This is a genomic window from Cupriavidus plantarum (assembly GCF_905397285.1).
In the GTDB taxonomy this organism is placed as follows: Bacteria; Pseudomonadota; Gammaproteobacteria; order Burkholderiales; family Burkholderiaceae; genus Cupriavidus; species Cupriavidus plantarum.
Genome location: NZ_CAJPUX010000008.1, coordinates 1 through 15,068, shown reverse-complemented (window position 1 = coordinate 15,068; position 15,068 = coordinate 1). Strand labels below are relative to the sequence as shown.

The window sequence follows — 15,068 nt, the reverse complement described above, 5'->3', positions numbered from 1 at the left end:
TTTTAATTGCCCTATAATCATTGACATTGCAACTATTGATTGGGCAATAAAATGACCTCCGAGTCACGGGAAGGGCAGGACGGCGGCGCCGTGGTGCATGCTGGGCAGGTGCTGCCGTTCCGGGAATCGCTGATGGCGATGCTGGGGATCGCGTTCGTCGTCATGCTGGTGGCGCTCGACCAGACTGTCGTCGGTACCGCCTTGCCTACCGTCGTTGCCGAACTGCAAGGGTTCGAGTTTTACGCGTGGGTGGCCACCGCCTATTTGCTGACCTCCGTGATCACCGTGCCGATCTTCGGGCGGCTTGGCGACTATTACGGGCGAAAGCCGTTCGTGCTGGCCTCGATCATCGTATTCATCGCGGCGTCCGCGCTGTGCGGCATGGCCAACAGCATGCAGTTTCTGGTCGTGGCCCGCGCGCTGCAGGGGATCGGCGGCGGGATGCTCGTCGGTACCGCGTTCGCGTGTATTCCCGACCTGTTTCCCGATGCCCATATCCGCCTGCGCTGGCAGGTGATGATGAGCACGGCCTTCGGCCTGGCCAACGCGGTCGGGCCGTCGCTCGGCGGCATCCTCACCGAGTGGTATGGCTGGCGCGCGGTGTTCTACGTCAACCTGCCCGTCGGCCTGCTCGGCCTGTGGTTTGCCTGGCGCTATCTGCCCCATCTGCGTCAGCAGACGCATACCGGTTCCACCCGTGTCGACTGGGTCGGCGCATTCCTGATCGCCGCCGGCCTCGGGACGATGCAGCTGTCGGTGGAATGGCTGCCCGAGCGCGGGCTCGACCTCGTGACCGTCGGCCTGCTCCTGCTGTCGGCGGCATCGTTCGTGGCGCTCTGGCGCTGGTCGCTACGCTGCCCGAATCCGATCCTGCCGCTCGACATGTTCCGTAATCCGGGGCTCGCGCCGCTGTTCCTGCTTGCCGTGCTGTCCGGCTTCGTGATGTTCTCGCTGTTGTTGTACGCGCCGCTGCTGTTCCAGGGCGGATTCGGGTATTCGCCGAAGGATGCCGGCCTGCTGGTCACGCCGCTCGTGGTCTGCATCACCATCGGCAGCATCGTCAACGGCCGTATCATCACGCGCATTCCGTTACCGAACAGCATGCTGTATGCCGGTTTCGCACTGCTGGCATTGGCCTGTCTCGGCCTGACGCAGGCCACGCGGGGCATGGACCATAACCTGCTGCTGGCGATCATGTTGTTCGGCGGACTGGGCCTTGGCTTTATCATGCCGAACCTGACGGTGTTCGCGCAGCAGACAGCCGGCCGCGCGCAACTGGGCATCTCCACGGCGATGTTGCAGTCGCTGCGCATGGTCGGCGGGATGATCGGCACGGCGATGGTAGGCACGCTGGTGACGCGCAGCTATACCGGCGGCGTGGAGCGCGCGCTGCATTCGGCCGGCGCGATGGACTGGGCGTCGCGCATGAGCGACCCGCAGATCCTGATCGACCGCGCCGCGCAGGGTACATTGCTGACTCAACTGCAGCAGGCAGGGCACAATGGAGCCCTGCTGCTCGAGCAGGCGCGGTTGTCGCTGGTCGGCGCCATCCATCTGGGCATGGCGCTGGCGGCGGTGATCGCCGTGATCGGCATCTGGCGCTCGCGCCGCGTGCCGCCCGTCAAGCTCGTGCGCGTGCACGAGCCCGTGATGGCGGCGGACTGACCCCGACTGGAGAGTGGATTGGAACTGGAGCGACAAAGCCTGGCCGTACTGCAGCAATTCGGACGCACCTACCGCGCGTGGGCATCGGCGTTCGAGGCGCGCATCGGCCTTCCCATGCCGCGCTGGCGCATCCTGTACGCGTTGTACGGGCACGAGGGCGCGATCGCCCAGAAGCCGTTGGCGGACCGGGTCGGCATGGACCCGGGCGCGCTCACGCGTCAGCTCAAGGCATTGCAGGAACTCGGGTGGGTCGAGCGGGCGACGAGCGAGCGTGACAATCGCATGACCAATGTCACGCTATCGCCGCTGGGCCGCCAGATCGTCGACGAAGCGCTGCCGCGCCGCGCGGAATTCCTGCAGGACGTGCTGACGAACGTGTCGGAGACGACCATGCACAACCTGTCGAAGGGGCTGGGCGAACTCGAGGCCGGCATCGCCGAAGCCGTCGCCCGCACGCAGGCGCAACGTGACGCCGCCTGATCGGCATCGTTAGCCGCCGCCGCCGCCGTCATCCGCCAAACAGGCACGCGATGGCTTCGGGATTCGACGGAAAATACAAATGCACGTATGACGCCGTAAGGGCACCCACGCGGTAGACCGCCTCGCCGGGTTTGCCATCGCGCGGGGAAACTGCGCGCGTGGCCGGCTCGAGGGGCGTTTCGGTCTGCGAGTAGTGGAACGTGTGGCCGCGTACCGTCTGCGGAGCCCCATCGACCCACGGCAGCGCCACCGCCTGATGCCCGAGCGCGGCCAGCCGCCCCTGCATACGCACCGTGCCGGGCAGCACGCGCGCCATCTCGTGCGCGCGGCCTTCCTTGTCGACGAGCGTGTCGAACAGGGCCATCATCCCGCCGCATTCGGCCAGCATCGGCATGCCGCTCGCGCGGGCGCGCCGCAGCGCCTCCTGCATCGCCGTGTTCGCCGCCAGTGTCGCCGCATGGAGTTCGGGATAGCCGCCGGGCAGCCATATGGCATCGCACGCGGGCAGATCGGCATCGCGCAACGGCGAGAACAACACCACGCGCGCGCCGAGCGCCTCCAGCGTGTCCACGTTCGCGGGGTAGATGAAACGGAAGGCATCGTCGCAGGCGACCGCGATGGTCTTGCCCTCCAGCCGCCGCGGCAACGGTGCCACTGCGGGTACGTCCTCGAAACGCACTGCAGGCGGTAACTGTGCTGCCGGCAGTGGCGCCAGCAGATCGGCGAGCTTGTCCAGGCGCGCCATGACGTCGGGCAGTTCGTTGGCGCTGTAAAGACCGAGATGCCGCTCGGGCAGCGATACCGAAGGATCGCGCGCGAGCGCGCCCGCCCATTGGCCAGGCTCGCGCAGGCTCGTGCGCAGCATGTCGGCGTGGCGCGCGGACCCGACGCCGTTCGCGAGCACGCGCATGTCGGCGAACGGGTCTCCATAGTGCGCGAGCCCATAGGCAATCGCGCCGAACGTCTGCGCCATCGCGCTGGCCTGGATCACGGTGAGCACGGGCAGCTGGAAGCGGCGCGCGATATCGGCGCTGCTGGGTTCGCCATCGTGCAGACCCATCACGCCCTCGACGAGGATCACGTCCGCGGTGCGGGCCGCCTCGGCGAGACGCTGGCGGGCGTCGTCGGCTCCCGTCATCCAGAGGTCCAGCGAATGCACGGGCGCGCCGCTTGCCGCGGCGAGCCACGTGGGATCGAGGAAGTCGGGGCCCGATTTGAAGACCCGCACGGTGCGGCCCTGCCGCGCGTGCAGCCGCGCGAGCGCGGCCGTGACGGTCGTCTTGCCCTGGCCCGATGCCGAGGCGGTGATCATCATCGCGGGCACTGAGGGGGCGGACGGCAGGGACGCAGCGGCGATGGCGTCTTGATTGAGCGTTGCGGACATGGAGGAGGCAGGGGTGGGGAGGGGGCGCAATAAGGTTAGGCGCAATGAGGCGCAATGAGGCGCAATGAGGGATGCGGTGCGTGGTGCGGCGAGGGGTGCGATGAGGGCTCGATTATATCGGCTCGGATCACGCCGGCATTCACCGGCGCGGCAACACCATGCCCTGCAGCGCCGCGCATTCGAATAGCTCGCGGTCATTGCCCACGCCGAGCTTGCCCATCGCGCTGTTCTTCTGCCGGCTGATGGTCTTGACGCTGCGGCACAGCGTCGCGGCGATCTCGGTGACCGTGCGGCCCGTCAGGTAAAGGCGCAACACTTCCATCTCCCGCAGCGAGAGGGGCTGCGTGCCGATGCGGCCGAACGGCAGCGTCGTATGCGGATCCGTGGGCGCGAGCGCGCGCAATGCGGACTTGCCGATGTAGGTGAAGCCCCGCTGCGCGCGAGAGATCGCCACCACCACTTCCGACAGCGGACAGTCCTTGAGCAGCAGCCCATGCACGCGCGCATCGAGAATCGCGCGCAGCACGAACGGGTTCGTGATCATCGTCAGCACGACGACGGCGATCGTGGGATAGCGGCGCCGCAACGCCAGCAGCAGACGCGCGCCATCGAGGGCCGCCACGCCGGGCATGTGGTAATCGGTGACGATGACGTTAGGCGCGAGGCGATCCACCGCGTGGAGCAACTCGGTGGCGCTGTTGACCTCGCCGCAGACCTCCCATCCCGTCTGCGTCTGCAGCCTCGCCCCGATGGCCGCCGTAATGACGGGATGATCGTCGGCCAGCAGAATTCTCAAATTGGGCGATGCCGGCAGCGACGTGAAACGCGTCGGAGAAGCCGAGGTGGCCGCATTGCGGGTCGCGTCGATCTCCCGCGCGGCGTTCGTTACATCGCAGTTCACATCTCTCGCAGTCGTCGATGACATCCGGTCACTCCTATCCGGTGGTTCCCCTGTGCGGCATGCCGCCCCACGGGGACACGGATCACGGCAATGCCCGCCGAGCATACCGGCGTAGCGTTGCCACGGGAGTGAGACGATTCGCAAAACGTGTGCCAAATTCAGGCACTACGTCATGCCCAATGAGAACAAAATGACGAATCGCGGAAGCCTTGCGCTGAATCGTATGCGGCTACGCGGCGACGGGGCGCGCGCTTTCCTGATGATGCCGGCGATCGTCGAGCGCCTTGAGCGGGTCGCGCAACACCGCCGCGCCGACGTCCATCACGTCGCGCAGCACACCTTCGCCGCGCGCGTCCGAGGTCTGCTCGGGCATCCAGAAATGCAATGCGGCCCAGCCGGGGAAGTTGGCCGGCGGTGCCAGCAGCCGCGCCTTGCGATGCCGTGTGACCAGCGGCACATTGAAGTCGAGCACCGGGCAGATGCCGCCCGTCGCATGCAGCAGCGTGATCTGCGTATGCCACGACGGCACCACGGTCGCGCGATGGCCGGGAGCATTCGCCTGACGCGCGAGGAACGTGTGCAGCGGGCTGCCGGCTTCGCAATCCTCCTGCAGCAGGATCCAGTCCGTCTCCGTATCGTCGTGGCCGTCGGCGCGCAGCGCGCCGACCAGCCTGCGCTGCGTGGCCAGCAGGCTGTGCGGGATCACGCCGTCGGGCACCTGCGCGCCATCGACGACGAAGGCGCAGTCGAGCTCGCCCGCGGAAAGCCGGCTCGCAAGCGACGCGTCCGCGATAACGGGGCGCGTAATGAAGCTGTCGCGCGGAAACTGCTCGCACAGCGTGGTGAGGATCTCGGTGATGACGGGATCGCCGATCGAAGAAGAGAAGCCGATCGAGATGCGGCGGCCCTGGGCCCGGCGCGTCGCTGTGGCGCGCTGGGGCCGCACGAGTTGATTCCACCGGGTCAGAATCTGTCGCGCGGTGTGTTCGAGTCTCAACGCATGCGGAGTGGGTTCGAGCCGGCCATTGCGCTTGATGAACAGCGGGTCGCCGGTGATTTCTCGCAACCTTGCCAGACCGTACGCCACGGTGGGGACCCGTCCTTGCGTACATGCGGCCACGGCATTGAGATCGCGATACTCCATCAAAAGCACGAAGACGTGCAATAGCTTGGTGCTGACGTGCCGCATGCTGAATTCTCCCTGTCCATGATCGTTCCGTTCTTTGTTTTTTATGGTTTGGGGCACACGGCCTGCGCACTGCGCGAACGCAAAGGACCTCACGCGCGGCGGCAAAGCTTCTTCTAAATTTAGTTTGTCCGAGCCATGTTAATACATGAATTTGAAACTTCCTAGGAAGGAGGTGCGGATTATCACAATGCGGGGGGCGGTATCGTGACAATGTACGGACAGACCTGTCGCCCGGCAGGCCAGCGTGGAGGCGGCTTTCCGGCGAATGAAGCTTTGGCGGCGTGAACCGCTCGGCATTTTATTTTGCACGAGATTTCCCGGTTCGACACTGCTTCGGCAGATGCTGGTCCTTGGATTTTTCCAATTTGGAACAACGAAATTAGAATTTTTTTAGGCGCATCAAATTGCTTAACTCGCGGTGCGAACACACTGAATTGCCTTCCGCGCGGGGGGTGGTTAACGTACGGCACAGGTCGGGCGCGAGCCTGCGCCATCTCGGGCGGGAGGAGGCGGAGCGTGAACAGACGGTATTCGGAAGAGCAGATCCGCATGTACCTCGCCGAGGCCGCCCGGGGAGTCCCCGTACGAGAGCTGTGCGCGCGCTATGGTTTCAGCGATGCTTCGTTCTACGGATGGCGCGCCCGTTATGGCGCGCCCGGCGTGCCGGCGGGGTCGGAACGCCGCAGGTTGCGGGAACTCGAGGAAGAGAACGCACGACTCAGAAACCTGCTTGCGGATGCGTTGCTCAGGCTCGAATTACTGCGCCACCGCACGACCCGCCAGCGCAGCGGCAGACATCATGACGAACGGGAAAACAGGGAAGTGCGGGAAGTGGGCAGCGAGAATGACGACTAGTGTCGCGCGTGCCCGGTGGGGGGCGCCGATGATGGCTGGCATTGCCGTCGTGACGGCGATATCCGCCATCTCGGCAGGCGATGCGGCGGCGCAGGTGGCCGCGCCGTCCCCATCCGCGCCGCCAGTGTACGGCGGCGGCCGGGGGAATGCGCCGGGCGGGCTGCCCGATATTCCGCCGCCGCCACGCATGCTCGAGCCCGGCACGGCTTCGGCCGAAGGGGACGGCAGGCCGGCGACCTCGCAGCGCGAGTATTGCCTTGGCCTTATGCAACGCATCGAGGCATTGCCGGCGGCGGCGCCAGATCGGAGCCGCGTGGAAGAGACGTATCGAAAGGAGTGCGCGCAGGCGGCTCGATGACGCATGCGCTGACCGCTTTGCTGGGGGACCGGAGATGTCACATCGTCTGATGCGTGTCGTGTTGCCGCTGCTGATGTCGATGGCGGTGTCGTTGGCCGTGGGGCCTGCGCATGCGCAGGCGAAGCTCGACAACGGGCAGATCGATCAACTGCTGGCGCCGATCGCGCTCTATCCCGATGCGCTGCTGTCGCAGGTGCTGATGGCCTCGACCTATCCGTCGGACGTCGCGGCGGCGGCGCAATGGTCGAAGTCCAATGCGTCGCTGTCGGGGGATGCGGCAGTCAAGGCGGTGCAGGGCGAGACGTGGGATCCGAGCGTGCAGTCGCTCGTGGCCTTTCCCTCGGTCATCGACATGATGGGACGGCAGCCGCAATGGGTGCAGTCCGTCGGCGACGCGTTTCTGGCGCAGCCGGACGATGTCATGAATGGCGTGCAGCGGCTGCGGGTGCAGGCGCAGAAGGCCGGCTCGCTGAAGACGACACCCCAGCAGAAGGTGGTGACGCAGCAGAGTGGCGGGACGACGATCGTGCAGATCGAGCCCGCGGATCCGCAGGTGGTGTATGTGCCGTCGTATAACCCGACGGTCGTGTATGGGACGTGGCCGTATCCGGCGTATCCGCCTGCGTATTACCCGCCGCCGCCGGGGTCCGTATTCGCGACGTCGCTGGTGGCCGGCATCGGGTTTGGGCTCGGGGTGGCGGCGGTGAATTCGTTATGGGGCGGGTGTGACTGGGGTCACCATGACGTGAATATCAATGTGAACCGGTACAACAACATCAACGTGAACCGGCAGCTCGATGTCAACCGGTCAAACGTGAACTGGCAGCACAACCCTGCGGCGCGCGGCAACGTTCCGTACAGCAACCCGGCCGTGGCGAATCGCTATGACGGGCAGCGTCAGCAGGCGCTGGCGAACCGGGGGCAGGCTGGGCAGCAGGCGGGGCAACGGCTCGGTGAAGGCGGCGGCGGGCAGCAGGCTGGGCAGCGGCTGGGCCAGGGCGGGGCCGGACAGCAGGCGGGACAGCAAGCCGGGCGCCAGCTCGGGCAGGGCGGCGCGGGGCAACAACCGGCCAGCGGGCAGCAACGGCTTGGCGCGGGCGGGGGCGGTATGCAGGCGCAGCCGGGGGCGCGCGATGGGACGCGAGACAGTGCGCGAGACAGTGCGCGAGACCGGGCGGCGCAGTCGTTTCAAGGGCATACCGGTCAATCGATCGCCGGCCACGGCGGTGGGATGACCGCCGACCCGCGCCCGGCGGGTGCGGATCGGCAGCGGGCCGATGCGGCCACGGCGCGGAACCGTTCGCAGATCGCCAACCGCGACAGCGCGCTGCGTGACGCGGGGAACGGCCAGCGGTTGCAGCAGCAGGGCGCGCGCATGGGCCAGCAGCAAGGCGGCTTCCAGCGGACCGGCGGCGCGCCCGCGCACGGCGCGGTGATGGGGCATGGCGGACACGGGCGGAGGTGAGCGATGTTCGGAGCGACAATGAGGCGCGGCGGCGCGCGGGCGGGAACGTTTCCGTTCGGCGGGACGCTCGCGGCACGGACGAGGACCGCGGATAGCAGGCCGGCCACGACGGCCATGGCGCTCATCTTGGGCGTGTGCCTGACCCTCGCACCGCCGGCCACCGCGCAGCAGATCTACCCCAGCGCCGAAGCCGCCTCGACCGCGCTCGGCGATGCGATCGCGCGCAGCGACCAGGACGCGCTTCGCAAGGTGCTCGGCAACCAGTATCGAACGTTGCTCCCACCCGAAGGCATCACGCAGGACGATATCTACGACTTCCTCGGCGCGTGGGCCGCGCACCACGCGCTCGAGCCCGGGACTGACGGCACGACGCGCATCGCCGTGGGCGACAGCGGCTGGACCTTTCCGGTGCCGATCGTCAAACGCGCGGCCGGCTGGCAGTTCGACATCCAGGCTGGTCAGCGGGCGGTGCGCGACCGCCGCATCGCGCGCAACGAACTGGTGGCCATGGAATCGCTACTGCAGCTGGCGGACGCCCAGCAGCGGTATGCGCAACAGGTCGGCGGCGGCAGGTTCGCCATGCGGATCGTAAGCTCGCGCGGCCGCACCGATGGCCTCTACTGGCCCGCCGACACGGATGCCGATGCCAGCCCGATCGGTCCCGACGCGCTCGTGATGGGGCCCGACGTGCCGCCCGAAGACGCCTATTACGGCTACCGGTTTCGCGTCCTCCACCCGGGCACGGGCCCGGTCAATCCCCGCTTTGCATTCATCGCGTGGCCGGCTCGTTACGGCGAAAGTGGCGTACACACCTTTTTGATCGACGCTGAAAAGAATTTTTACGAACGCGATCTCGGTCCCTCGACGGCGGCTCGCGCGGCGGGAATGCGGGCGTTTTCGACGACGGGGTGGCGCCGGGTGGCCGATAAATAGCCGTTATCGCCACTATCACCAGTGGCGACGTGACCCGCGAGGCATTTTCTCGCGGGTCTTTTAATGTTGTATCGTGCAGACATTGCCGCGCTCGAGTGAGCAATCCGCCGCCGCGCTTGTGTTATGCTGCATCGCACAAAGATAGGAGGAGATCCGTTCCAAAGTCGAGCAGGAGTCTCTAATGGCCAAAAGCCTGTCCTCGGACTGGGAAACGCAATGGCGCCAGATCGGCCATGCGCCAATCGGCAACGTGCAATCCCAGGCCGCGAAGCATTTCAAAACCTGGCTGCGTCGCTTCGATGCGTTCCAGCCCACCCCCCCGCTCCGGCCGGTCCCGCCAGTCGGCGAGCATGCACCCGAGTCGCTGCCCGGTGCATGGGAATCCCACCGGCTCGGCCTGGCGCCGCTGCCTGGCGAACTCGTGCCGCAGCTCTCGTACCGTCTCTACATTCCGTCCGGCGCCTTGTCGCGCACGAACGGCCCGATGCCCGTGGTTGTGATGCTCCATGGCTGCCGGCAAACGCCCGAGGCGCTGGCCGAGGGCACGCGCATGAACGCGCTCGCCGAACGGGAAGGCTTCATGGTGGCGTATCCGCAGCAGCCGTTGCGGCGGTCGGTGCATCGGTGCTGGCAGTGGTTCGACCTTGGGGCCGAGGAGGGCGGACGTGAAGCGCAGGCCGTAGCCGCGCTGATCGACGAGCTTGCCGCGCGGCCCGATGTGCGAGCCGGCGAGATCTATCTGGCAGGGTTGTCCGCCGGGGCCACGATGGCGGCGCTGGTGGCGTTGCGCTATCCGGAGAAGGTCGCGGCCGTTGGGCTGCATTCCGGGGTGGTGGTGGGGGCTGCCGATTCGCCGCGGGCGGGGTTGCGGGCGATGGAGCACGGCTCGGCGACCGATCCGCTGGTGTTGCTGGATGCCGCGGGGGTGACGCCTCGTGGGCCGACGATGCCGGCGATCATCATGCATGGCTTGGAGGACAAGGCGGTGCACCCGGTCAACGGGCGGCTGCTGGCGCGGCAGTTCCTGGCTTACAACGGGATGGACGACCGCCTGTCGGTCGCGGTGCCGGCGGGGGAGGCGGCGGGCAACGACGGTGCCTCGCTACCCCGCGGCAACTATCGCGAGGCGCGGTTCGGGCGGTGGAACCGGGATCTGGTGAAGCTGGTGGAGGTCGCGGGGCTCGATCACGCCTGGAGCGGCGGCGACGAGCGCGTGGAGTATCACAGCGGCACGGGGCCGGATGCGAGTGCGATGATGTGGGAGTTCTTTCGGGGGCACCATAGAGGGAAAGTTTGAAGAGGGGGGAATACCGCCCCCTCCCCTGACCCCTCTCCCCCGGGGAGAGGGGAAAGTCATGAAGGCGCTGCGCCCCCGCCGGGGCTGATCGCCAAGTCCCCCGGGTTCCTTATTCCGGCCCCCTTCAGGCCTTCTTTACGAACAACGCCGTGACGATGCCGATCAGGCAGACCGCGATGACGTAGTGGGCCGGTGCCAGCGGGTTGTTCTTGAGCATCAGCGTCACGATCATCGGCGTCAGACCGCCGAAGATCGCATAGGACACGTTGTACGAGAACGAAAGCCCCGAGAAGCGGACCTGTGCCGGGAAGGCGTTCACCAGCACGTAGGGCACCGCCCCGACCGTGCCGACCATGAAGCCCGCCAGCGCGTACAGCGGAATCAGCAGATGCGGGTGCGTCCCCACCGTGGTGTACAGCAGATACGCCGTACCCGCCAGAAGCAGCCCCCCAACGAACAGTGTCCGCCGCGCGCCGAAGCGGTCCGCAAGAATGCCCGCGACCACGCAGCCGATGGACAGTGTCAGCGTGGCGAAGCTGTTGGCGATCAGCGCCGTGCGGCCGTCGAAGCCGAACAGCTTCTGCAGGAACGTCGGCGTCATCAGGATCACCACCACGATGCCCGCGGACAGCATCCACGTCAGCAGCATCGAGATGGCCACCGCGCCCCGATGGTCGCGTACCACGGACTTCAGCGGCATTTCGGCGGCCAGCGCCTTGCGCTGCTGGAGCTCGGCGAAGACGGGCGTCTCATGCAGCCACTGCCGCAGGTACATCGACGCAATCCCGAACACCCCACCCAGCAGGAACGGCACACGCCACGCCCAGTCGGTGAGCTCGGCGGGCGTGAACAGCGAGTTCATGCCCGTGGCAACCAGCGAGCCCAGCAGGATGCCGGCGGTCAGACCCGCCGTCAGCGTGCCGCACGCATAGCCCACATGCCGATTGGGCACGTGCTCGGACACGAACACCCATGCTCCCGGCACTTCACCGCCGACCGCCGCGCCCTGCAGCACGCGCAGCAGCAGCAGCGCGAGCGGCGCAAGCAGGCCGATCGAGTGGTAAGTGGGCAGCAGGCCCATCGCCAGCGTCGGCACCGACATCAGCAGAATGGACAGCGTGAACATCTTCTTGCGGCCGAGCAGGTCGCCGAAGTGCGCCATGATGATGCCGCCAAGCGGGCGGGCCAGGTAGCCTGCGGCGAAAATGCCGAAGGTCTGGAACTGGCGGAGCCAGTCGGGCATCGACGGCGGGAAGAACAGCTGGCCGATGACCGTGGCGAAGAAGACGAAGATGATGAAGTCGTAGAACTCGAGCGCACCGCCGAGGGCGGCAAGCGCAAGCGTCTTGTAATCCTGCCCGGTCAGGGGACGCGCGGAATGACCGGCCGCGCCCACTGCCCCGGCAGTGCTGCTGGTGGTAGACATGAAAAAGCTCGCATAGTGAATTCACACACGAAGCGCGCTACACGGATGGCGTGGGGCGGAGGGGCACGGAGGATGGCGTGCCGAGCCAGGCGCGCGGCGGCGGATATGCCGGCCGGCCTGAATATGGGTCGCTTCGCGAAAGGCGTAACGATACCAGAACCGCCGCCCCCGCTTTTTGGTAATGCCGGAATGTTTTGAAATGGTCCTTTGCCTTGCCATAATCCGTTGCCATAATGCTAAAAAAAAGTGAAATCCGGGGCACACCACGCTCTAGTGATTTTCGACGCACAGGGGTCTTCTTTTCTGGGTAACCATGTCATTCAAGGATTCCATCGGGGCTGCCGCCAGGATGGCCGGCGAGCGGGCGCAGGCGACGCCGCGCAGGAGACTCGCATTGCGCGTGCTCGGCGGCATCGTGATCGCCGTGGCGCTGTTCGGGCTGGCGGGATATTTCGGCGGTCCGCCGCTCGTCAAGTATCTCGTCGAAAAGCAGGCGACCGAGGCGCTGGGACGCAAGGTCACGCTCGGGGCGGCGCAGGTGCGGCCATTCGAACTCGCGGCCACGCTCAATGACCTGACGATTTTCGAACCCGATGGCACCACGCCGATGTTGACGCTAGGCGAGGTGGATGCCGACGCCTCGATGGCCTCGCTGTGGCATCTCGCGCCGGTGGTCCACAGCCTGCACGTGGACAAGCTCTCCGTGCGCGTGGTGCGCGACGCGCAGGGCCGCATGAACTTCGCCGACGTCGAGGAGCGCTTCGCGGCGGCGCCGCCGAAGCCAGCCGACAGCAAGCCGGCGCGGTTCTCGATCAGCAATATCGCGGTGACGAACTCGACTTTCGTCTACGAGGACAAGCCACGCAATACCACGCAGCGCGTCGAGAATTTCACGCTGACGCTGCCGTTCCTGTCGAACCTGCCGCACGACGCGACGATCAACACGCGTCCGACGTTGTTCGCGAAGATCAATGGCTCGCCTCTGTCGCTCGACGGCACGTCGCAACCGTTTGCCGACACGCGCGAGACGAACCTCAATGTCAATCTCGATGCGCTCGAGGTGCCGACGTACATGGCCTTCGTGCCGCGCCTCAAGGATGCCGAGGTCAAGGGCGGGCTCGTCGACACGCGGCTGGTCGTGGGCTTTCGGCAGGACAAGGACAAGCAGGACCTGTTCGTCTCGGGCACCGTGGTCCTGCGCGATGCCGATGTGGTGACCCATGCGGGAGCGCCGATCGTCAAGGCGGGGCGGCTCGCGGTCGACCTCGAACGCGTGGAGCCGCTGGCCAATCGCGCGGCGATCCGCGGCATCGATCTCGAGGGGCTCGTGTTGCAGGCGCTACGGCGCGCGGATGGGTCGCTGAACCTTGCGACGGCGTTTCTGCCAGAGAGCGCGCCGGTGCCCAAGGCCGGCCCGGCGGCAGCGCCTGCCGCGGCGGCATCCGCACCGGCGGCGGCCCCGGCACCGGCTGCGGCGCCAGCGGAGCCGTTCAGTTATGCGATCCAGCGCATTACGCTAAAGGACGCGAAGGTCGGTTTTCAGGACGAACTCGCGCCCTCGGGGCCGGGAAAGCTCGACATCGGACCCGTGAACGTGGAAATCGCGGATCTGGCGAGCGCCGGGGACAAACCTGCGCAGTTGAATGCCAGGGTGACGATCGCCAATGGGCAGACGCTCGACCACACCGGTCAGCTTGCGCTGCGGCAGGGGACGCTCGTGGGCACGCTGAAGACCACGGGCCTGCGTCCCCAGGGGTTTTCCGCGTGGTGGCCGCGGGAACTGCAGAGCCAGTTCGGCGATACGGGCGTCAATGCCGAGCTGAATTATCGTATGGCGTGGACGCAGCCCGTGTTCCAGTTCGTGCTCGAAAAGTCTCGGCTCGAATTGTCGCCGGTGTATGTGGCGACGCGTGAGCCCATCGCGTTGCCAGCGTCGTCGGGCACGCAGGCCGATGACGCGGCCGCGGGTGACCGCGTGGGCGAGCGCGCGCGTGAGGATGGCCGTGGTAGTTCGCGGGTGGCCGCGCGGGCGCAGCGCAATGGTGTGCGGATCGAAGCGGGCAAGCGGGCGGACGCTTCGCAGCGGCGCGTGGCGGACACCGAGGGGGCGCGGCTGCCGCTCGTGCGCGCGGAGAAGCTCGTGCTCGAGGACATCAACCTCGATCTCGCGAAGCAGACGTTCGAGGCGAGCGGTGTGTCGCTCGTGCAGCCGCAGATCGCGGCGACGCGGGATCGCAAAGGGCAGTTGCTCGAGACGGCGCGCATCTGGGCCGTGCAGTCGGCACAGGAGAAGACCGCGCCCGCGCGGGCGAACGGGACGGCACGCGCGAGTGCTAACGGGGTGGCAAACGGGACGGCGAACGGGGCAGCAAACGGCGCGGCCCCGCCCGGGTGGAAAGTCCGCCTCGGCAAGATCAACGTCGCGGGCGGCACCGCGCGGCTGGCGGACTACGAGCCGGCGGAAGCGAATCGCGGCCGGCCCGTGATTCACCAGTATCGCAATATCGGCTTTACCGGCGGCACGGTGACGTGGCCGCTCGCCAACGCGGCCATCCCCGTGACGCTGCACGCGGAGTCCGGCCGCCGGGGCGTGATCGGCCTCGAGGGCAGCCTGATGCCAGCGGCGCCCGGCGCGCAAATGCAGCTCGATCTGCGCGACATCGACATCGCGCCGCTGCAGCCGTATATCGCCGATCGCTTCAATGCGGCGCTGCGCGGCGGCACGATGACGGTCAAAGGCAAGCTGGACTTCAATGCCCCGGCCGGCAAGCCGATCGTCGCGCGTTTCGCGGGCAATGCGCTGGCGGGCAACGTGCGCACGGTGGATCGCATCACGGGCGACGATTTCCTGCGTTGGCGCTCGCTTGCCGTAACGGGCATCGACTTCGCGATGGACGAGGCGAAGGGACCCATGCGCGTCGGCATCAACAACGTCGCGCTGTCGGACTTCTATGCGCGTGTGATCCTGAATGCGAACGGCCGCCTGAACCTGCAGGACGTCATGGCGGGCGGCAGCGAACGCGGCCAGCCCGCGCCGTCGACGAGCCTCACGCAGGCGAGTCCGGGCGCAGCGTCCGCTCCCGCGGCGGCGGCGCCCGGGCCCGCCCCCGCCCCC

Annotated in this window: 12 protein-coding genes; 8 read left to right on the top strand and 4 right to left on the bottom strand. The window is 67.1% G+C overall.

What is annotated here, in order from left to right; genetic code table 11:
* Positions 1-51: 51 nt before the first annotated feature.
* A complete protein-coding gene (locus KHP16_RS24815; protein WP_415831413.1) occupies positions 52-1,665 on the top strand; it encodes an MFS transporter in 1,614 nt (537 codons plus the stop codon).
* An 18-nt stretch (positions 1,666-1,683) separates the two neighbouring features.
* Complete coding sequence (locus KHP16_RS24810) at positions 1,684-2,145, top strand: MarR family winged helix-turn-helix transcriptional regulator (protein WP_109584945.1); 462 nt, start codon at positions 1,684-1,686, stop codon at positions 2,143-2,145.
* Positions 2,146-2,173: 28 nt separating this feature from the next.
* Here the strand turns inward: KHP16_RS24810 and KHP16_RS24805 are convergent, their stop codons facing one another.
* The 3 genes from KHP16_RS24805 to KHP16_RS24795 form a co-directional block, all read right to left on the bottom strand.
* Complete coding sequence (locus KHP16_RS24805; protein ID WP_244836028.1) at positions 2,174-3,529, bottom strand: cobyrinate a,c-diamide synthase; 1,356 nt, start codon at positions 3,527-3,529, stop codon at positions 2,174-2,176.
* A 139-nt stretch (positions 3,530-3,668) separates the two neighbouring features.
* Positions 3,669-4,454, bottom strand: a complete 786-nt coding sequence (locus tag KHP16_RS24800) for a response regulator (protein WP_115954151.1) — start codon at positions 4,452-4,454, stop codon at positions 3,669-3,671.
* A 205-nt stretch (positions 4,455-4,659) separates the two neighbouring features.
* A complete protein-coding gene (locus KHP16_RS24795) occupies positions 4,660-5,619 on the bottom strand; it encodes a LysR family transcriptional regulator (protein ID WP_115954152.1) in 960 nt (319 codons plus the stop codon).
* A 516-nt stretch (positions 5,620-6,135) separates the two neighbouring features.
* Between KHP16_RS24795 and KHP16_RS24790 the strand changes: the two genes are divergently transcribed.
* From KHP16_RS24790 to KHP16_RS24770, 5 genes are all read left to right on the top strand, one after another.
* On the top strand, positions 6,136-6,474 hold the full coding sequence (locus KHP16_RS24790) for a transposase (RefSeq protein WP_211961345.1): 339 nt from the start codon (positions 6,136-6,138) through the stop codon (positions 6,472-6,474).
* Positions 6,464-6,832 carry a hypothetical protein gene (locus KHP16_RS28475; RefSeq protein ID WP_244836027.1) on the top strand — a complete coding sequence of 123 codons (369 nt, stop codon included), beginning with the start codon at positions 6,464-6,466 and terminating at the stop codon, positions 6,830-6,832. The genes KHP16_RS24790 and KHP16_RS28475 overlap by 11 nt, the downstream gene beginning before the upstream one ends.
* A 73-nt stretch (positions 6,833-6,905) precedes the next feature.
* Entirely contained in the window at positions 6,906-8,297 is a 1,392-nt protein-coding gene (locus tag KHP16_RS24780) for a DUF3300 domain-containing protein (protein ID WP_179594394.1), read from the top strand.
* 114 nt (positions 8,298-8,411) lie between these two features.
* Positions 8,412-9,230, top strand: a complete 819-nt coding sequence (locus KHP16_RS24775; protein WP_121492246.1) for a DUF2950 family protein — start codon at positions 8,412-8,414, stop codon at positions 9,228-9,230.
* 181 nt (positions 9,231-9,411) lie between these two features.
* A complete protein-coding gene (locus tag KHP16_RS24770) occupies positions 9,412-10,527 on the top strand; it encodes an extracellular catalytic domain type 1 short-chain-length polyhydroxyalkanoate depolymerase (protein WP_109584951.1) in 1,116 nt (371 codons plus the stop codon).
* A gap of 124 nt (positions 10,528-10,651) precedes the next feature.
* On the opposite strand, the gene KHP16_RS24765 is transcribed toward KHP16_RS24770, so the two are convergent.
* On the bottom strand, positions 10,652-11,953 hold the full coding sequence (locus KHP16_RS24765; protein WP_109584952.1) for an MFS transporter: 1,302 nt from the start codon (positions 11,951-11,953) through the stop codon (positions 10,652-10,654).
* Between the two features lie 313 nt (positions 11,954-12,266).
* Here KHP16_RS24765 and KHP16_RS24760 point away from each other — a divergent pair.
* A partial coding sequence (locus KHP16_RS24760; protein WP_211961344.1) for a DUF748 domain-containing protein occupies positions 12,267-15,068 on the top strand: 2,802 nt, incomplete at its 3' end.